This window comes from Huintestinicola sp., assembly GCF_051882455.1.
In the GTDB taxonomy this organism is placed as follows: Bacteria; Bacillota; Clostridia; order Oscillospirales; family Ruminococcaceae; genus Huintestinicola.
Window position 1 is genome coordinate 1 of sequence record NZ_JBJERV010000020.1, and the last position, 19,107, is coordinate 19,107.

At 48.9% G+C, this 19,107-nt stretch carries 15 protein-coding genes; 2 read left to right on the forward strand and 13 right to left on the reverse strand.

Translation table 11 applies throughout. The features are described from left to right. The 9 genes from ACI4J0_RS02940 to ACI4J0_RS02980 all read right to left on the reverse strand — a co-directional run. On the reverse strand, positions 1–2,985 hold a 2,985-nt coding region (locus tag ACI4J0_RS02940), incomplete at its 3' end, for a fibronectin type III domain-containing protein (protein ID WP_439764325.1). A gap of 422 nt (positions 2,986–3,407) precedes the next feature. Beyond that, positions 3,408–5,765: a DUF4214 domain-containing protein gene (locus tag ACI4J0_RS02945; RefSeq protein WP_439764326.1), complete on the reverse strand. Its 2,358-nt coding sequence runs from the start codon at positions 5,763–5,765 to the stop codon at positions 3,408–3,410. 115 nt (positions 5,766–5,880) lie between these two features. Next, positions 5,881–7,275 carry a 23S rRNA (uracil(1939)-C(5))-methyltransferase RlmD gene (rlmD, locus tag ACI4J0_RS02950; RefSeq protein ID WP_439764327.1) on the reverse strand — a complete coding sequence of 465 codons (1,395 nt, stop codon included), beginning with the start codon at positions 7,273–7,275 and terminating at the stop codon, positions 5,881–5,883. Positions 7,276–7,313: 38 nt separating this feature from the next. Continuing rightward, positions 7,314–7,664: a hypothetical protein gene (locus tag ACI4J0_RS02955; protein ID WP_439764328.1), complete on the reverse strand. Its 351-nt coding sequence runs from the start codon at positions 7,662–7,664 to the stop codon at positions 7,314–7,316. Positions 7,665–7,697: 33 nt separating this feature from the next. Continuing rightward, positions 7,698–9,155: a coproporphyrinogen dehydrogenase HemZ gene (hemZ, locus tag ACI4J0_RS02960; RefSeq protein WP_439764329.1), complete on the reverse strand. Its 1,458-nt coding sequence runs from the start codon at positions 9,153–9,155 to the stop codon at positions 7,698–7,700. A 130-nt stretch (positions 9,156–9,285) separates the two neighbouring features. Continuing rightward, positions 9,286–9,804, reverse strand: coding sequence for a zeta toxin family protein (locus ACI4J0_RS02965; protein ID WP_439764330.1), 519 nt, complete (start codon positions 9,802–9,804; stop codon positions 9,286–9,288). A gap of 20 nt (positions 9,805–9,824) precedes the next feature. Continuing rightward, on the reverse strand, positions 9,825–10,475 hold the full coding sequence (locus ACI4J0_RS02970) for an MBL fold metallo-hydrolase (RefSeq protein ID WP_439764331.1): 651 nt from the start codon (positions 10,473–10,475) through the stop codon (positions 9,825–9,827). Between the two features lie 92 nt (positions 10,476–10,567). Beyond that, complete coding sequence (locus tag ACI4J0_RS02975; protein ID WP_439764332.1) at positions 10,568–11,815, reverse strand: EAL and HDOD domain-containing protein; 1,248 nt, start codon at positions 11,813–11,815, stop codon at positions 10,568–10,570. Positions 11,816–12,149: 334 nt separating this feature from the next. Further along, complete coding sequence (locus ACI4J0_RS02980) at positions 12,150–13,133, reverse strand: diaminopimelate dehydrogenase (RefSeq protein WP_439764333.1); 984 nt, start codon at positions 13,131–13,133, stop codon at positions 12,150–12,152. 236 nt (positions 13,134–13,369) lie between these two features. On the opposite strand from ACI4J0_RS02980, the gene ACI4J0_RS02985 reads away from it, so the two are divergent. Continuing rightward, a complete protein-coding gene (locus tag ACI4J0_RS02985) occupies positions 13,370–14,080 on the forward strand; it encodes a DUF421 domain-containing protein (protein WP_439764334.1) in 711 nt (236 codons plus the stop codon). Beyond that, a complete protein-coding gene (locus ACI4J0_RS02990; RefSeq protein ID WP_439764335.1) occupies positions 14,067–14,444 on the forward strand; it encodes a DUF4363 family protein in 378 nt (125 codons plus the stop codon). The genes ACI4J0_RS02985 and ACI4J0_RS02990 overlap by 14 nt, the downstream gene beginning before the upstream one ends. Before the next feature lie 48 nt (positions 14,445–14,492). Here the strand turns inward: ACI4J0_RS02990 and ACI4J0_RS02995 are convergent, their stop codons facing one another. The 4 genes from ACI4J0_RS02995 to rnr all read right to left on the reverse strand — a co-directional run bounded on the left by ACI4J0_RS02995 (position 14,493) and on the right by rnr (position 19,104). Further along, entirely contained in the window at positions 14,493–14,792 is a 300-nt protein-coding gene (locus ACI4J0_RS02995; protein ID WP_439764336.1) for an AzlD domain-containing protein, read from the reverse strand. Next, the gene (locus ACI4J0_RS03000; protein WP_439764337.1) at positions 14,789–15,499 is read right to left on the reverse strand and encodes an AzlC family ABC transporter permease; all 711 of its coding nucleotides are present in this window, start codon (positions 15,497–15,499) and stop codon (positions 14,789–14,791) included. Before ACI4J0_RS03000 ends, ACI4J0_RS02995 begins: the two co-directional genes overlap by 4 nt. After that, entirely contained in the window at positions 15,499–16,674 is a 1,176-nt protein-coding gene (locus ACI4J0_RS03005) for a glycoside hydrolase family 130 protein (protein ID WP_439764338.1), read from the reverse strand. Before ACI4J0_RS03005 ends, ACI4J0_RS03000 begins: the two co-directional genes overlap by 1 nt. Before the next feature lie 303 nt (positions 16,675–16,977). Then, the gene (rnr, locus tag ACI4J0_RS03010) at positions 16,978–19,104 is read right to left on the reverse strand and encodes a ribonuclease R (RefSeq protein ID WP_439764339.1); all 2,127 of its coding nucleotides are present in this window, start codon (positions 19,102–19,104) and stop codon (positions 16,978–16,980) included. Positions 19,105–19,107 lie beyond the last annotated feature (3 nt).

Below are 19,107 nucleotides of genomic sequence, written 5' to 3' on the forward strand. Positions count from 1 at the left end.
GGCGCGTCCCAGGAGATTTACATAGAGACGCTCTACAAAGTCGGAGGCGGGGTCGCTGACAGGTGTTACAGGTGCCACAGGTGTTGCATGAGTGAGATCGGCGCTTGTATATTCGCTGTCTGTCTCGTCATAGCAGGCAAGAACGATGATGTCGTATGTTCTGCCGTTTACAAGATTTTTGATGGTATAGCTTGTCTCGGTGGCAGGACGCGAAAGGGTGATGGTGCTGTTTGTTGCCTTGTCGATGTACCTTACCTTATATCCCGATACGCCTGAAACTGCTGTCCAGGAGAGGTCGATCTTAGCGTCTCCTGCTTTTGCTGTTACCGTGGGGAGGGGAGGTATGGGCTGTACCCATTCGATAGTATCTGTAGCCTTTTCGGTGCAGTTGACAAGAAGCTTTGCGCTTGTGACAGTGAAATTGGGAGCAAATCTGTCGCCTATCTGTGCATGGGGTCCTGCCGAAACGCCTACATAGATGTTGTAATAATCCATGTTATAATAAGGCTCAAGGTCGATAACTATTGAACCCTTTTTATTGCTGTCGACCTGGGGCTTGAAGAAAATTCCTGTCCAGCCCACGTTGGCATTTTCTCCCCAGCCCTGGAGGATAAAATATACTGCTGCGGTATCTTCGGTATTGCCGAGAGTGTACTCGAGCTTCAGTGCGTCATAGTTGTTGAACTGATGTGCGCTGGAGTTCTGTGAGATAGCTTCCATATATCCCAGCTCGGGTCTGCCTGTGTGGATATCGGACTGATTTGTTGCGCTGTTCCACTCCATCTTTTCCAAGATGGAAGTTTCGGTAATGCTTACAGTTCCAAGCACTGCATCGGGAAGCTGTGCAAGTCCGGTGACATTTGTAACGTTGCAGCTCCAGGGACAAAGTACAAGCTTTGTTACATCTTCGCCTACAACTGCCTTGATATCGCTGAGCTTTAAGATCTCGGAAACGTTCTCTGTATCGCCTTCAAATTTGAAGCTGTAATATTCTTCGGTGCGGGAAGTGTCAGCCTTTATTCCATATATGTAAACTTGGCTCCAGGGGCAATATGAAAGTCCCTGTGAATAGTCATTGCCGTCATCGCCGATATGGGTCGCGTCCAGACACTCGTCTATGGGGACAAGCTTGCCTGTTACTGTGATGTAGGGGTCGGTGATAACCGAAAGATCAACAGTATAGGAAGGATAAATAGCAGAGGGTGTTACCTGAACGAGATCAGCATTTGTATATTTGCTTTCCAGTCCGTCTTCATCAACAGCGAGAACGATAACGTCGTACTCCTTGTCGTTTTCAAGGTCACTGATGGTAAAGCTTATGTCAGAGGTCTCACGGCTTTCTGTATTGTCATCTTCGTCTATCCAGATCACCTTGTAATTGTCAATGTTGTAAACAGGGTCCCAGGAAAGGTTTATCTCGCAGTCGCCCGCTTCTGCTTCAAAATGGGGGAGAGGAGGATATGCCTTGATGGGGGTTATGGCTGCGGTAGCCTGTTCGCTGCTGTCAACAACAAGCTTTGCGGATGTGATATTGAAATCGGGAGCAAAGCTGTCGCCTATCTTTGCATCGGGCTGTGCCACAACGCCTGCATAGATATTGTAATAATCCTTATTATAATAAGGCGAAAGGTCAACTACAACAGAGCCGCTGCTCTGAGGAGCAAAGTAAAGCATCTCCCAGCCTACATTGGCATTGTTTCCCCAGCCATGGAGAATGATAACTACTGCGGATACAGCGTCAACATTACCAATGGTGTACTCAAGCTTCAGAGCGTCATAATCATTGAACTGATGAGCGTCTGAATGAGATACGATCTCCTTTGTCTGCTCAAGACTGGGCCAGCCTGTGGGGATATCGGACTGCATTGTCTGGCTATTCCAATCCAGCCATTCGGGAATGGTGACATTATTTATGCTTATTGTTGCCAGATCTGCATCGGGAAGCGTTGCATGACCCGTTACACCGGTCACGGCACAGTTGTCTGTCATAAATACCAGGGCTTCAATGCCGCTTCCCAGGACATCGGTAACATCGCTGAGCTTTATGAGGGTGGAAACGGCTGCTGTATCTCCGTCAAAGCCATATTCCTTGTAAGCTGAGGTCAGAGTGCTGTCTGATTTTTTTCCGTAGATCCTGAAGCTTCTCCAGGGGCAATATGTGCAGCCACTCCAGTAATCATTGCCGTAATCGTCGATATGGGAACGGTTGTCCGTATGATTGCATTCAGACTTGGTGACCAGTGTTCCTGCCACGTCAATGTACTGATCGCCCGAAAGCTCTGAAAGGGGCTTAACGAAGGCTGCGTCATAGTTTACTGTGAGCTTGACGGATGTTACCTCAAACTCCAGCTTATCGCCCGTATCAAGTCCGTTGGCTGCCATTCCGAATGCCATCTGAGTATATTCAGAGAGGGGAGTGTTTGTCATAGTCGAAAGTTCGCTTGCTTTGATAGTACTGCTGCCTGTTGCTGTGTTATGGCGGATCGGGTCATATACTCCCAGAACGTTATAAAACGTATCACCGTTGATATCGGTATATTCTCCGTTAGCATCAAGACCGCCTGTCCAGAACTTAGGAACGATATCAAGTTCAGGATCCGGAACAGTTGTTGTATACGTCCAGCTGTAGCTTATGGCAATGTCCTCCAGCTTTAAATTGGTAGGATAATTGCCCGTCTGATCATAGATAGCGGAAATGATCGCAGCCCGGTCATTATCCGAATTGAAAAACAACCAATTCTGGCTCTCCCTCCAGACATCGTATGTGTCGGTGTCGGGGTCAATTACAATGTCGGTAAAAAGCACCTCCCGGTCATATCCCGGGTCTTCCCACTCTGTGTCGAGCAGATCAATTTCGCTCGGAGAAAGGCTGACAGTTGTGGTCGTGCTGTAAGCCCCGACCGTCAGCGCAAGCTCTGCAGGAGCAAGAGTCATACACAATGTGGAAACTGCAAGCACTGCGCTGAGAATTTTCTTTCCTTTCATTAAAGTCACCTCATTCTAAAATGATTTTTTTCAGAAAAATATATCCTCATTGCCGTCAATTCGCCTAGGTCATAATTATCGGAACGAAAACATAATTCTTCTTTATCAAGGATTATATCACAGAAAAACAATATTTTGGTGTGCAGTAGTGCACAATTTTGTCATAATATAATACTAATTCTCAATCAACCTATAGACAAATCCTCGGCTAGAATAAGCCCATTCGTCGTCAAGCTCCCTTGCCGGGCGGCAAGCCCGCCTGCGGTCGCTTTCCTAGACTGGACTTATTCTATCTGTCGGCTTTGTCTATAGAACGATTTAGAATTAGTATAAAAATGTTTTTTGGGAGAATTTCCAAAAAAACTCCCCTCTCCGCCGAAGCGAAAAGGGGAGGGATATGATAGTCTGTGAAACCTCTGAGATCAGAGTCCGAACTTAGCGACCATTGCCTTAAACTCGGCAGAAGAGGTAAAGCCCTTGAAGACCTGCTCTCTGGTCATACCATTCTTCATCTTGGTAAGCCAGCGGTTCTTTCCGCCTGCGTCGGCAGTTCTGCCGAAGAGGGAGTTGTACATACAATCTACAAACTGCTCGTCGGTGAGCTTCTTGTTCTTGAACTCGGTGGAGAAAACGAAGGAGTAGGCTATTTCCTCGGCGGTCTTTGTGCCGTTGATGTATCTGCCTGTGTGGTTGTTAAGTCCCTTAATGTCGTACTTTCTGCCCAGAGCAACGGTGTACAGTCTGCTTACATAAGCTGTGAGCTTTTCGTTGCGGTCACGGTACTCGGGGGAGGTGTAGCTTCCTCTGGTAACGCCGTAGCTTTCGCAGAGCCTTGTAAACTCTGCGGATTTTCCGAAGCCCTGGAGCACATAGCCGTAGGAGCAACCGTTGTCAAGGGCAGCTGTCCATCTTGCAAGTCCCTTTGCATCGGGGTTTCTGTCCAGCATGGTCTTGTACATTCTCGTTACAAATTCCTTATTGGAAAGCTTCTTGTTTGCAAGCTCGGTGCTGAGAACAAAGTTCTTTGCCACGTCGCAGGCGGATTTGCCCGATCTGATGCTGTTTACGTGGTTTGCCTTGCCCTTGGGGTCGGAAGCTCGTCCAAGGAGATTTACATAAAGGCGTTCTACGAAATCGGAAACGGGGTCGATCTCGCCGTAATTCTTAACATACAATGTAAAAGTACCGGTGAAGCCGTTTCCGCAGTTATAATCATAGTAAACATATTGATTTGTAAAATTTTTCAGGGACTTTAAAGAGCTGTCATATGTGGCTCCCTTCCAGTTTGAAGCCTTTGCAGGGTCAAAGCCTGCAGGAAGAGAACTGAGTGTATATCTGCCGCTTACAGCGCTTATCTCGTAGGCGCCTCCAAAACAATAAAGTCCTGTCAGCGAAGTGTTCTTGCTTACATCAAGGCTTGTGAGCGGATTTCCCGAACAAGTCAGTTCCTCAAGGGCAGTATTCTTGCTTACATCAAGGGTCGTGAGGTTGTTGTTGCCGCAGTTCAATTCAGTTAATCCGGTGTTTTTGCTTACATCAAGCTTACCGATCTGATTGAATTGGCAGCCCAATGACATCAAAGCAGTATTCTTGCTTACATCAATGCTTGTGAGTTTGTTGCCGCCGCAGTCCAAACGGGTCAATGCAGTATTATTGCTTACATTCAGGCTTGTAAGCTGATTGCCGTTACAGTAAAGGCGCTGCAGGGAAGTGTTTTTGCTTACGTCAAGGCTTGTAATCTGATTGCCGTCGCAGTCCAAAAGTGTCAAAGCGGTATTCTTGCTTACATTGAGACTTGTGAGTTTATTTGCGTTGCATTCAAGCCCGTCCAAAGCCGGATTATTGGTCACATCAAGACTTGTTAGCTTATTGCCGCCGCAGTACAACCCGATCAATGCAGTATTATTGCTTACATTCAGGCTTGTGAGCTGATTTTCGTAACAATAAAGCCATTCCAGAGCTGTATTGTTGGTCACATCAAGGCTTGTGAGCTGATTTTGGTCACAGGACAAAGATATCAGGTAAGTGCAGTTTCTGACATTGAGACTTGTTAGCTTATTGCCGAAGCAGCTCACATTTTCCAAAGCTGTATTATAGCTCAGATCAAGTGTTGTAAGATTGCCGTAATCGCAGCTCAGATCTGTCAAAACAGTATTTTTGCTTAGATCAAGGCTTGTTAATTTGTTGCCGCCGCAATAAAGAGTGGTCAGAGCAGTGTTTTTGCTTACGTCCAGACTTGTCAGCTGATTGTTGCCGCAGCGAAAATATGTCAAGTCTGTATTTTTGCTTACGTTAAGGCTTGTTAGTTTATTGTCGTTGCATGTAAGCCATCTCAAAGCCGTATTATTGGTCACATCAAGGCTTGTGAGCTGATTGGAGCTTAGATCCAGTTCTTCCAGAGCTGTGTTCTTGCTCAGATCAACGCTTGTAAGCATATTACCGTCGAGGGACAAATGTACAAGCTTTGTGAAGTGTTCGATACCTTTAATGCTGCTGAGGTTGCTATCATAAATACTAATACCTGTAGCACCGTTTATTTCTTCTTCAGATAAAATATTGTCCTGATTCCAGTCCAGTTTTTCGGAAATATATGCTCTGAACACTGCATCGGGGAAATTGGTCGAGTTTATCGAAACGTTACCCGTTTCTCTCTCCGTATACTCGGTCATTTCCGTCTCGGGAGCAGCCGCAAGCTCATCTTCCGCCCAAACCCCCGGCGCCATTGCCATACACAGCGCCAGAACAGCGGGCACTGCGCCTAAAATTTTCTTCCCTTTCATAATTTCCACCTCATGATATCTTAATTTTGAAAAAAGGTTTGCCATTAACAATTATAACAAATATTTTGTAAATTTTTGCCGCATTCTGATTAAAATACTATGAACAAATTGCAAATCAAGTCTCTGATATCATCACCGCCGCACATTCTACGTGTCCTGCTGCGGGGAACATATCCACCGCTCTCACCTTTACAAGGCGGTATCCGTTGTCCTCAAGGTATCGGCAGTCTCTTGCGGCGGTGGCGGGATTGCAGGATATCATGACCACACGCCGGGGCGACATTTTTACAATGCTGTCAAGAGTCAGTGCGTCGCAGCCCTTTCTCGGAGGGTCGGTAACTATCACATCGGGCTTTCTGCCGCTGTCAAGAAGCTGCTTTGCGGCTTGTCCCGAATCGGCGCAGATAAAATCGGCATTATCTGTCTGATTATTCTCCGCATTCTGCCTTGCAGCGCTCACCGCCTCGGGAATAATTTCCGCACCCGTAACGTGACGAGCCTTGTCCGCAAGAGAAAGTCCGATGGTTCCCGCGCCGCAGTAGAGGTCGAGAACATCTTCATCTCCCGTCAGAGCCGCAAATTCCTTTGCCAGAGAGTACAGTCTCTCCGCCTGCGGGGTGTTCACCTGATAAAAGGAGCGGGGGCTTATGATTATCTTATTGCCGCACATTATGTCGGTGATAACGTCAGCTCCCGCAAGGGTCCGAAGCTCCTCTCCCATGATAACGTTGGTGTTTTTTGGATTTATGTTCATGGTCACCGACTTTATATCGGGGAATTTTTTCATAAGCTCCGTGCTCAGGGGACGAAGCTCTCTTTCGGCATTCTTCCGCACAACAAAGCAGACTGCTATCTCGCCGCTGTGATATCCCCTGCGGATAAAGATATGCCGCAGGAGACCCGTTCCCGTCTGCTCGTTGTAGGGAGAGACGCGCTTTCTGTTCACATATTCCATTGAGAATTTCAGTATCTCGGAAAATACGGGGGGCTGGAGCCTGCAGTCCGTGCAGGGTACCACCCTGTGGCTGCGCTGGGCGTAAAAGCCGCATACCGCCTTGCCGTCCTTATCCGCCGCCACGGGGTACTGCGCCTTGTTGCGGTAGCCGTCGGTCTCCTCACAGCCCAGGATCGGCAGAAGCTCAAAGCTGCCCTCGGGAAATTTCCCCAGCCGCAGAAAGGCGTTTTTAACAATATTTTCCTTTATTTTAAGCTCCGCCTCATAGCTGATATGACGGAAAACACAGCCGCCGCAGCTGCTTTTTACATCGCAGCCCCTGTCGGCTCTGTCCGCGGAGGGGGTTATTATCTCAAGGATAATGCCGTAGCAAAGGCTTTTCTGCACCTTGACTATCCTGCACCTGATAACGTCTCCCGTTACCGCGCCCGAGACGAATACCGCCGCCCTGCCGTCCTCCGTATCAATGTGCCCCACGCCGTTTCCCTCGGCGGTCACATCGGTTATCTCAAGTTTTTCTATGATATCGTTTTTGGAAAGCTTTATTTTAAACACCCCGTTATAATATTTTTGAAAACTGCGGCAATTCCTGCTTACAACCTTTCGCCGCATTTTGCGCAGTAGGAATTTTCCGAGCTGTTCTTTGCTCCGCAAAGCTTGCATACCTTTGGCTTGCCGCTGGCTTCCTCGGCGTATTCAAGCTGTGCCTCCAGCATTTTTATCTCCTTGATGAGAATTTTCATATTGCCCGTTTCGTCCGCGCCGGTTTGGTGCATATCATAGCATAATTTGCCCAGGTCGTAGTATTTATCCCTGAGCTTTACTCTCAGCTGCGCCTTTTCGATATACGCCTTTGAAACGTTCACAGCGCCGTTTGCCTTTACAGTGAGCTTGTCGAAAAGCTCCTTGGAGTCGGTGATGAAATTATCGAAATTGTAGTTCATAAAATGACCGCCTTTCAAAGATAGATTGGTAATTTACATATCCGCAAGAAATTTTTCAAGCGATGTCTTGTATCCCATCATTTTCTCATATCTGGATATGTATTCGTAGGGGTATTTGTAATTGAAATATCTTGTGATCTTTCCCGTTTCGGGGTCTATGAGCTTTGTGGAGCCCGAAGCGCCGCAGGCAAGGATATTCTGAGCCTCCTCCATGATGAAAATGTTGTAAAGCCCCTCTTTTCCCTGCTTTGCATAGCCCACATTCTCAAGGTTTCCGACGGTATTTTTCTGACGGTAGAGGTAATAGGGCATAAAGCCCTTTTCGGTAAGGGTATCAAAGGCGTAGTTTACCATTCGGGAAACGCTGTCGTCCGTGAGATACCCTTCTCTGAAGCTCTCCGCCGATTTGAACAGCTCCGCTGAACGCTTTACGGTAAGGGTGTGAACGGTTATGCTTTCGGGGTCAAGTTCGATAAGCCTGTCAATTGTGTCCTTGAAGCCCTCAAAGGTATCGGTGGGAAGCCCTGCAATGGTGTCGGTGTTTATGTTGTCAAAGCCCAGCCGCCTTGCAAGGGTGTAACACTCCTCAAACTGAGCGGCGGTGTGCTGTCTGCCGATGGCTTTCAGAACGCCGTCCTGCATTGTCTGAGGATTTATGGATATCCTTGTGGCACCGTTGTCACGAATTGCAATAAGCTTATCTTCGGTGATGGAGTCCGCCCGCCCCGCTTCTACAGTATATTCACGGATACGGGAAATGTCAATGCTTTTTTCGATAGTTTTCATTATTTTTTCTATCTGCTCCGCCGAAAGGGACGTGGGAGTGCCGCCGCCGATGTAGACGGTGTCGCAAAATGTTTTTTTGTCACGGAGCATCTCGCCCATCTCTTCTATCTCGCGGCAGAGCATTTCCACATACTGCGGGATAAGCTCCTTTGCGCCCTTTGAGCGTATTGAGTGGGAGACGAATGAGCAGTAGGAGCAGCGGGAGGGGCAGAAGGGTATTGCCACATACAGCGAAAAGCTTTTCGGGTCAAGGCTTTGTAGGGCAGGGGATTGTGTAACGGCAGTAAGGTAGGAAAGGTCGGATTTTCTCCTGCTTATGAAATATTTTTCGCGGAGCCTTTCGTATACCCCGTCCTTATCGCAGCCCTCGCTTATAAGTGCATTCACCTTTTTGACGGGGCGTATCCCTGTAAGGCAGCCCCACTCGGGAGACACCCCCGTAAGCTGTGACATTACGGTGTATATCATTCGGCAGAGAGTCAGTTCCCGTTCGCTTTCGGGGCATAATGGCGCGCTGACAGTCTGCTTTTTTTCGCCCAGCTTTGCGGATACCAAAAGCTTGTCCGAAACGGAAACAAGCAGGCTGTCTCCACTGTCGTCGTATTCGCCGTCAAAGACAAACTCAAAGCTTTCCAGCGGACAGAAAAGCTTCATTACCGCTTCCACTTCGTATTTATAGGAATTGTTCTCAAAATAGATGGTCATATTTTTCACCTTAATAATTTTTTTGCTGTTCCGGGGGTAAATTGCTCGGCTTCAATACTGCGGCAAGGCGCAGGACTGCCACGGTAACTGCGCAGGCAAGGGTTATATCGAACAGATAATATTCAAGCACTTATATCATACCTTTCAGGTCGCAAAGCCACTTTGGCGGTATTTCCGCTGTGACGGTAAGCGTTCCGTTACCATATTCCCCCACTTCCTCAAAGCCGTTTTCATTGTCGTAAAAATGCACCTCGCTGCAATAAGGGAGAATAGTCAGAAAATCGTCATAGCGGTGGGAAAAACGCCTTTTCACATCCTCCTCGGGAATGTTATGTCCTCCCTTTGAAACACGGTTTTCGATACGCCGAACGCTTTCCTCCGCAGATGATACCGCCACATAGTACAGTCGGATATAATAATCCTTTTCCTTGGCGGCGATTATTGTTTTAAGAGTTTTCTTTCCCGACAGAGTGGTCTCTTCGGTAAAATCAATGCCCTTTTCAAGGCAGTCTGCCGAAAGAGCTTTGGCATTCTCGCAGGTCTCGCATTCGATTATGATACCCATATCATTTCGCAGAGCTTTAAGAACGCCTGTCAGACTGCTTTTGCCGACTCCGTTCACTCCGCCGATGATAGTAAATATCTTCATTTGAACTGCCTCCTGCGAATTTACCTCGTCCTCAGCCCCGCCGCATACCTGAGATATGGATTGAACTGCCGTTCCTCCACCATAGTAGAGGTCTGACCGTGACCGGGATAAAGGGTGTAGTTGGTGTTCCTGTCAAATTCATAGAGCATTTTGAGAGTGTCGTTCATTGCGCTGTCACTGCCGTCGATCATATCCGTCCTGCCCATACTGCCGTTAAAGAGAGTGTCGCCGCTGAACATATTGCCGTCAAGGAGATAGCACACCGAGCCGCTTGTGTGCCCGGGAGTGTGGAGGACTTCAAACTCCAGCTCATCCTGTGTGATAACCTCCCCATCGCTTACGGTGAAGGCATTTTCAACGGGGTCAATGGGGGGCAGAGAGAAAAACTGCGTAAGATTGGTGCGGTCATTGTGAAGCTTTTCCTCGTCGAATTTGTGTATATATATCTTTGCCCCGGTTTCTGCGGCAATGCGCGCGGCTGTGGCAATGTGGTCGCAGTGACCGTGGGTGAGCAGTATCTTTTTAAGCTCAATGCCCTTTTCCATAATGGTTTTTATAATGCTCTCGCCGCCGTAGGGCGCGTCAATGAGAACGCCGTTCATATTCTCCGCAGTGACGATGTAGGAATTTACCCCGAAATTGCTCATGGGGGGAAGCTTGATGATTTCCATATAAACAGTCCTTTCTTAACAAGAACGGGTGACAAAGGCGCATTGCCTAAGCCACCCGATGTTTTTATAATAAATGTGCAGACGAAGGCGTATCAGTCCTCGCCGTCTCCGAAATCGGTAGCCTCCATAAGCTTAGCCCAGGTATTGTTTACGCTCTGGACGCACTCGCAGTACTTCTCGGATATCATATCCTTGGGTATGCCAAGCCCCTCTGCAAGCTCCTTCATCTTTGTCCATTCGGCGTTCTCGTATGCGATAACGGTGTCATAGAGCATACCGGATCTGCCTGCGTGGTCGGTAAGGGCGAGCTTGATGTCGTCGCTGATGGGAAGCTGCGCCAGCACCTCTCCGATGGGCATCTGCATAAGCTTGCCAAGGGTGGAGAACATACCCATAAGGTATGCCTCGGAGCGTGAAATGGGCATATCGTCCGCAAACTCCACCAGCTCTGCGCAGAAGCTTCCTCTGAGGAACGAGAGCTTTATCAGCTCGTCGGGCATTGTGCCGTCATCTGTTTTGAAGGACAGCAGATATATCCACTGCTTGAGCTGACCGAGACCCAGTATCACAAGCGCCTGCTTTACCGATTTTGCGCGGTTTCTCAGGGCAAAGTATGCCGAGTTTACAAGCTTGAGGAGTGCGTATGTAAGGTTGACATCTCGCGAAACGATCTCCTCTATCTCGTCGATATCGGGCTCGTCGCGGTTTACAGCCACCATAAGCATCATGAAGTTGCCCTGCATTACCTTTGATTTCTGCTGCAAAGCGGCAGGCATCTTCTCGGACACGTATGAGCCCTGGAAGCTGATACAGCCGTAAAGCTTAGCCTTTTCGTATGCCTCGGCGCAGTCGATGTTATAGGCTATCATTCCCTTGCCGAAGGATTTTCCGATACGGATAACATTCTCAAGGGTGGGGTCGTTGTGGTTTTTGAAATTAACCTTGATATAGTCAACGATGTCGAGCACGCCGAAGTAGCGGGGCGCGAACTCGAAGTCTATAACTGCGATCTTATAGCCGTTCTGCTTGAATTTGGTTATCAGGGAGTGGGACATGGGGTTTGTGATAAGCTGATCCTCTATCTGGATAACCAGCTTGTCGGTGTCGAACATTTTCGGGATATTCTTTACAAGCAGATTTCTGGTAAAGGTGATGTATGCGGTCTTGCCGCCTATGAAATTATCGCTGTCGATGGAGGACAGAAAGGTCTCGATGGCGTTTGCGGCAGTCGTATCATCAGCCTGCCACATCTCGACCTGGTCATCGGCGTACATTATCTCATAGCCAACGGCCTTCTGATCCTTATTCATAATTGTTTGCTTGACGATATACGGCTCCATAATTCTTACTGCTCTCCTTTGCTGCTTTTTCTTACGGGCATAAATAGTCTTAAATACATTATACCACAACCCTTCGGAAATTTCAACTATGCAGTGATAATTTTTTACGGCTCTTTTTTGTGCAATTTGCGGGGCGGGCGGGTGTCGACCCGCGGCGAGACGTTCTACAGTTTGTTCGGGCGGCGGACTGTCGGCTCGGTAACGATAGAAAATTTATTTCATCAAAACCCGTTCCCTACATTGATCGGAGCAAATTACCCCACTTAGTTTTGATATCCCTTGTAATGGAAAAGGACGGCACGAAGCCGTCCCCGAAAAAAATATTTTTATTATATCAAAGCATATGAGCTCTCAGCTCTTCACCGCTCTGCTTGCAGAGATATGCGGGAGCGATGTCGAAAATGGTCTTGCAGCCCGATACGCCTTCCTTGCTCAGACGGTATGCGGCTCTTGCATATGCAAGAAGAACGCTGGAGGTGAACTCGGGGTTGGAGTCAAGCTTGAGGCTGAACTCCATAACGTGGCTGTTTCCGCTGTTTTCCCCTGTCTTGCCCGAGCGGATAACAAAGCCGCCGTGGGGAATGCCGCTGTGGTTCTTACGGAGCTCCTCCTCGGTGATGAAATGAACGGTGGTGTCATAGTCGGAGAAGTAGTTGGGCATTGTCTTGATGTCTTTTTCTATCTGTGCAAGGTCTGCGCCCTCCTCGGGAACTACGAAGCATTCTCTTGTGTGCTTTTCACGGGTGGAAAGCTCAGGATTTTCGCCGTTTCTTACTCTCTCGAGAGCGCTCTCAACGGGAATTGTGTACTGCTTTGCGTTCTTAACGCCCTTGACGCGTCTTACAGCGTCGGAGTGACCCTGGCTTACGCCCTTGCCCCAGAAGGTGTAGTCTGCGCCCTCGGGAAGGACGGCATTGCCGAGCATTCTCATAAGAGAGAAGAGACCGGGGTCCCAGCCGATGGAAATAATTCCCACCTTGCCCGACTCCTTTGCAGCCTTGTCCACATTTGCAAAATGGTCGGGTATCTTTGCGTGGGTGTCAAAGCTGTCGATAACGTTGAAAAGCTTTGCAAATTCGGGGGTCTGGACAGGCAGGTCGTTTGCGCTGCCGCCGCAGAGAATGAGAACGTCGATTTCCGAAGCATGAGCCGCTGCGTCCTTCACGTTATAAACGGGAACATTCTCGGTGATTATCTTTACGGAAGAGGGGTCACGGCGTGTGAATACTGCCGCAAGCTGCATATCGTCATTCTGCTTTATTGCGTATTCAACGCCCCTGCCAAGATTTCCGTAGCCTAAAATTCCAATGCGTATCATAAATATCATATCTCCCTGCAATATTATTTCTATACTCTTTCGGAGCAGAATATGCAAGTTGCGCTCACAAATCCTGCAAACCGTACTCTTTTAATGATATCAGATTATTTTCCCTTTGTCAATAGAAAATAAATATTTTTTCGGCTGTTATGGGGAGTAATTTCCTATGCATTATGCATAAAATGCGGATTATCTGACAGAATAGAAAGGAAATCAATGTGAAAGGTCGTGTCTGATTGACAGTTGTATTTATTCGCGCAGTCATTCTTTACTGCGTGCTGATATTTTCCGTGCGCCTTATGGGAAAGCGGCAGATAGGCGAGCTGCAGCCTTCGGAGCTTGCCATAACCATACTTATCTCCAACATCGCCACCCTCCCCGTTGAGGACCTGAGCATTCCCCTTATAACGGGACTGCTCCCCGTGCTGACGCTGGTGTGTCTTGATGTGCTGATGTCATGGCTGTCGGTGAAATCAAAGAAAATGCGCGGCATCGTTTCGGGCGAGCCTGTTATCATCATCAGCGACGGCAAAATTGACCAGCAGAAGCTTTACAATCTCCGCTTCACCACCGATGACCTTATGGAAGCCATACGCACTCAGGGGATTTTCGACCTGGAGGAGGTGCAGTTTGCGGTGGTGGAGACCACGGGCAGGGTAAGCGTTTATCCCAAATTCAAGAACCGTCCCGTGACCAACGAGGATATGAACATCAAAAATTCCTCCAATGACCCGCCTGCGGTGGTGGTACAGGACGGCAAGGTAATGAGATCCTCCCTCAAGCGGCTGGGGCTCGGGGAGGAGTGGCTGCAAAAAATTCTTTCGGAAAATGACCTTCACGAGACGGATATTTTCATTATGACCGCCGAGACCGCGGGAAAATACCGCATTATCAAAAAGGAACTTTCCAAAGACTGCAAGGGGGAAAAGGTAATTGATAAGAGTTAAGACTGCCGCCGTACTCATTTCGGCAATAATCATATATTCCGTATGCTCCCTGTTCATTCTCGATGACCAGAACGACAAGTTCAAGGCGCGTCTTGAGGAGGTACAGCGTGTTTACGAAAGCGGAGACACGGAGGAAGCACTGCGGCTTTCAAATGAGCTGAACGAATACTGGCATGAATACGAAAAAAAGGTCACCATGCTTGTGCACGATGACGCTTTGTCGGGGATAAACATCTCCATCGCAAAGATAACGCCCTTCATTTCCAATGAAAACGACGAGCTTATTGCGGAGATACAGTCTATCTATCATCAGATAGACCAGATATATGAGGAGGAGTTCCCCAACTGGTACAATATTCTCTGAGCAGGCGGCTCGGTAACGATACAAAAGATGACCCCACCATTCCCAAGGTCATAAAAAAAGTCCGGCGACCAAAGCAGCACCCGCGGCGGCAACTGCAACCACGATAAGGGGCAGACCGAAAAACGCCGTAACAAGGGCAGCGACTGTTCCTATCGCCGCTGTGATGACATTTCCCGTTGAGTAGAAGATGGCGGGGAATGTCATTGCGCTCAGCACTGTGTAGGGGATATATTTCAAAAAGCTTCGCAGGAATTTCGATTTTATCTTTGACTTGAAAAGAGTGAGGGGGAGCATACGGATAAGATATGTGACCCCTGCCATTACGGCGATATACAGGGCTATGCTCAAGCTTCTTCCACCTCGTCTTCTTCATCGTCAATTGGGGCGATAAGCGCCATTACAGCCGCAGCTATTGACGCGCTTATGATAATGGCAAAGCCTACGCTTACCCCTGTGAGTACATATTTGAACAGCAGGCTTATGAGTGCGGCGATGAGAACCGCTCCGAACACGCTCCTGCTTTTTCTTGAGGGCGGAATGATTATGGCTATGAACATTCCGTAAAGCAGTATGCCCATTGCCGATGTGAACATCTGCGGCAGAGCCTGTCCTGCGGCGGCTCCAAGGAGCGTTCCTCCCGTCCAGCCTATAAATGAAATGAGGATAAGCCCATACATATACAGAGGCTTTATCCTTCCGGGCTGCGCGGCGGCTACTGCAAATATCTCGTCCGTTATGCCAAAGGACGCAAGCAGGCGGTGGGGCGTGGTGAACGACCTGTCCAGCTTCTGGGACAGGGACAGCCCCATAAGGGAGTAGCGCAGATTGATTATGAGCTGGGTGAGAGCCATTTCAATAAGCGTGCCTCCTGCGGCGATTATCTCAACTCCTGCCGCCTGTCCCGCAGAAGTGAGGTTTGACGCGGATATGCCCACGGCGGCGGCAACGGACAGCCCTGCCCGCACCGCCGTTATACCAAAGCCGAAGGATACCGAAAGATATCCTAAGGCTATGGGTATTCCGTGGAGTATCCCTTTGAAAAAGTCCGATCTCATTACTTGTTTATGAATTTAAGATTTTTTTCGATAAGCTCGCATCTCTGCTTTACGCAGTCAACCGAACGCAGGGGGTCGGAGGGGGTGTTGAAGGTATAGTCCATAAGCTTGTCGATGGTGGTGGAGGCAACGTGGACGCGGGTATCCGAGGACGCATAGTAGATATATACATCGCCGTTTTCTCTGACAATTGCGCCGTTTGTGAAGCAAACATTGGAAACGTCGCCCACTCTTTCTGCTCCGTGGGGTGCTATGAACAGACCCGAGGGAGAGGCGATGAGCTTTGTGGGGTCATTAAGGTCGGTGGCGAATACATAAATTACGTAGCGAAGACCTGCGGCGGTGTTTCTTACGCCGTGGGCGATATGTATCCAGCCCTTGGGGGTCTTGATGGGAACTGCGCCTGCGCCGTTCTTGACCTCGGTGATGGTGTGGTACTGTCTGGGTGAGATGACCACTTCCTCGGTGCAGATAACGGGGTTTGTGATATCCTCGCAGAGACCGAAGCATACTCCGCCGCCCGAGCCTGTCTGAATGAAATCGTCCTGGGGACGGGTGTAGAAGGCATACTTGCCGTCAACGAACTCGGGGTGGAGAACTACATTTCTCTGCTGGGGGGACTTGGACTTGAGATTGGGAAGGCGCTCCCATGTTTTCAGGTCCTTGGTGCGGACAATTCCTGCCTGTGCCACAGCGGCGGAAAGGTCGGAAACGGACTTGTCCTTGCTCTCGGAGCAGAATACGCCGTATATCCAGCCGTCCTCGTGCTGAGTGAGACGCATATCGTATACGTTTGTCTCCTCGGGCTCGGTGTCGGGGAGCTGCACGGGGAAGTCCCAGAAACGGAAGCCGTCAACGGGGCTTTCGCTCTCTGCAACGGCGAAGAAGGACTTTCTGTCGTTGCCCTCGACTCTGGCTACAAGGTAGTATTTTCCGTTCAGGAAAATTGCTCCCGAGTTGAGTACGGCGTTTACGCCCAGTCTCTCCATAAAATAGGGGTTGGTCTCGGGATCATAATCATACTTCCAGATAAGGGGGGCGTGGTCTGCGGTAAGAACGGGGTATTCGTAGCGGTCATAGATGCCGTTGTAGCTTTCGGCTGCACGGTTCTTTCTGGTGATGAGAGCCTCGTAGCGGGCTTCCTCACGGGCTTTGTTTGTTTCAAAAATGCTCATTGGCAAAACTCCTTTGCAAATATTTGCAGCAGGCAATAAATAACACTTGTTTATTATAGCATACTTTTTTCTCAAATTCAAGTAGAGTATTATACTAATTTTATGCCGTTATATGGACGGGGGACAAATTTCGGGTGTACCTTTTGGAATGTATGTGCTGGTTTTACAAATGGGGCGGTTTGTTTTTGTGGATATATACGAATTTTATTTAATTGGCACTTTTGTTCTTGACAAATGGGTACAAATGTGCTATAATTGAAGGTGGAAAAACGGACTGCCCCGATTTGAAGCAGTCCGCTCATATCACTCCGATACTATGACAAAATCAATATTTCCGCCCGAGATATCGGTCTTTACGCATTTTACCTTTACGTGCTGTCCTACGGAATATACCGCCTTGCCGTCTCTCGTAATGGAAAAATGTCCGTCAAACTCATATACCCCATCGGGGAGTGTTTCAAGCTTTACAAGTCCTTCTACGGTGTTGGGCAGCTCCACGTACATTCCGTAATCGGTGACGGAGCTTACCATTCCCTCGAATTCCTCGCCAAGGTGGGCGGACATATACTCGGCGATGTAGCAGTCCTCGCACTCTCTTTCCACACGCATTGCGGTAAGCTCGCATTCGGAGGACTGGAGTGAGGCGGCGTTTGCAAATCTGCCGTATTTTTTGGCTATCACCGCCGCAGGCTCTTTATTGTAGCAAAGGTCGGTGAGTATACGGTGTATTGCAAGGTCGGGATAACGCCTGATGGGGGAGGTGAAATGGGCGTAGTCCTTGAGCACAAGTCCGAAATGCCCCAGAGGTTCGTCCGAATATTTCGCCTTTGCCATTGAGCGCAGCACCATATTGTTTATTACGGGGGAGAGGTCGGTGTCCTTGACGGAGTTCAGTATCTCCGCAAGGTGGACGGGCTTCACGCCGGAAAACTGAGGGTGGGAAACGCCCAGTCTGTCGGTGACCTCGATAAGCTCGCTTACCTTTTCGGGAGCGGGGTCCTCGTGGACGCGGTAGACAAAGGGAATATTATTCTCACGGGCGGTCTTTGCGGCGGACTCGTTTGCCATAAGCATAAATTCCTCGATAATAAGCTCTGCCTTGCCCCTTTCCCTTCGCATAACGTTGACGCAGACCTCGTTTTCGTTTATGTCAAGCTTGCACTCGGGAGTATCTATCTGGGGTGCGCCTCTTTTCAGCTTATTGGCTGTGAGAATTTCCGCAAGCTCCTGCATAAGGAAAATGGTATCGAAAAGTCCGTCATATTTTTTCTTTAAGTCATCGGGGACGGCGCTTATATCATCTTTGCAGTCAAGTATCCTGTTTATCTCGCTGTAAACGCCCTTTACACGGGAGCGGATAACGGTCTTGCTGAATTTGTATTTTAAAAGCTTGCCCTCCTCGTCCAGCTCCATAAGGCAGGAAAAGGCAAGTCTGTCCTCATTGGGGTTAAGGGAGCATATGCCGTTGGATAATTCCTTTGGGAGCATGGGTATGACCTTATTTGCATAATATATTGATGTTCCGCGGAGGAAAGCGTCCTTGTCAAGCTCGGAATTTGGCTTTACATAGTGGGATACGTCCGCTATATGAACGCCCAGTGCATAGCCCTTATCTGTTCGGGAGACGGATATGGCGTCGTCGATGTCCTTGGTGTCGGCTCCGTCAATGGTGAAGATGATCTCGTCTCTCAGGTCAAGGCGGCTGTAGATGTCCTTGTCGGTTATCTTCATACCCGAAATGTGTCTCGCTTCGTCCCGGACGGCAAGGGGAAATTCCACCTCAACATCGTTCATATAAAGCACAGCCATGGCGCTGCTCACAGCTCTGTCGGAGCTGCCGAAAACGGCGCTGATACGGCAGCGGTGGTCGGCGTGGCGCTCGCCTCGCTTGGTGATGACCGCAAGGACCTTGTCCCCTTCCTTTGCGTCGGTATCCCTGCCACTTACGGCGATAAGGTCGCGGCAGAAGCTGTCGGGCTGAACGAAATAGCTGTTATTTTCCGAAACGAGGGTACCTGTAAATTCGGAGAAGCCCTCCTTTGCAACGGCGCATACCTCAGCCTCGGGGGACTCCCCTCTCGGGGGAATGAGCCTGCATACCACCGTATCTCCGGGCATTGCGCCCTTGAGATATTTTCCGGGGACGAATATCTCCGCTCCGTCCTCTCGTCTCACAAAGCCGAAGGTCTTGTTTATCCTTGCCACATCGGCTTTGAACATATCGTGAGCCTTGCAGAGGATATAGCCCTGCTTTGTAAGCATTATATCGCCGCTTTCGCAGAGCGCCGCAGCCGCTCTTCTGAAATCGGCGGTGGATATTTTCTTGCCCTTTACTCTGCCGTAAAGCGCTTTTTCGGGGACGGCACGCTTGCCCCCCTGCTCTAAAACGTTAAGTATCCTTGAAATACAGATCTGAGATATCTCTGCCATGAT

What these genes read in the sequence shown, in the direction of transcription:
- ACI4J0_RS02965 (WP_439764330.1), bottom strand. Translation starts at nt 9,804, where the DNA reads ATGAAGATATTTACTATCATCGGCGGAGTGAACGGAGTCGGCAAAAGC.
- ACI4J0_RS02955 (WP_439764328.1), bottom strand. Translation starts at nt 7,664, where the DNA reads ATGAACTACAATTTCGATAATTTCATCACCGACTCCAAGGAGCTTTTC.
- ACI4J0_RS02975 (WP_439764332.1), bottom strand. Translation starts at nt 11,815, where the DNA reads ATGGAGCCGTATATCGTCAAGCAAACAATTATGAATAAGGATCAGAAG.
- ACI4J0_RS03005 (WP_439764338.1), bottom strand. Translation starts at nt 16,674, where the DNA reads ATGAGCATTTTTGAAACAAACAAAGCCCGTGAGGAAGCCCGCTACGAG.
- ACI4J0_RS02980 (WP_439764333.1), bottom strand. Translation starts at nt 13,133, where the DNA reads ATGATACGCATTGGAATTTTAGGCTACGGAAATCTTGGCAGGGGCGTT.
- ACI4J0_RS03000 (WP_439764337.1), bottom strand. Translation starts at nt 15,499, where the DNA reads ATGAGATCGGACTTTTTCAAAGGGATACTCCACGGAATACCCATAGCC.
- hemZ (WP_439764329.1), bottom strand. Translation starts at nt 9,155, where the DNA reads ATGACCATCTATTTTGAGAACAATTCCTATAAATACGAAGTGGAAGCG.
- ACI4J0_RS02945 (WP_439764326.1), bottom strand. Translation starts at nt 5,765, where the DNA reads ATGAAAGGGAAGAAAATTTTAGGCGCAGTGCCCGCTGTTCTGGCGCTG.
- rnr (WP_439764339.1), bottom strand. Translation starts at nt 19,104, where the DNA reads ATGGCAGAGATATCTCAGATCTGTATTTCAAGGATACTTAACGTTTTA.
- ACI4J0_RS02970 (WP_439764331.1), bottom strand. Translation starts at nt 10,475, where the DNA reads ATGGAAATCATCAAGCTTCCCCCCATGAGCAATTTCGGGGTAAATTCC.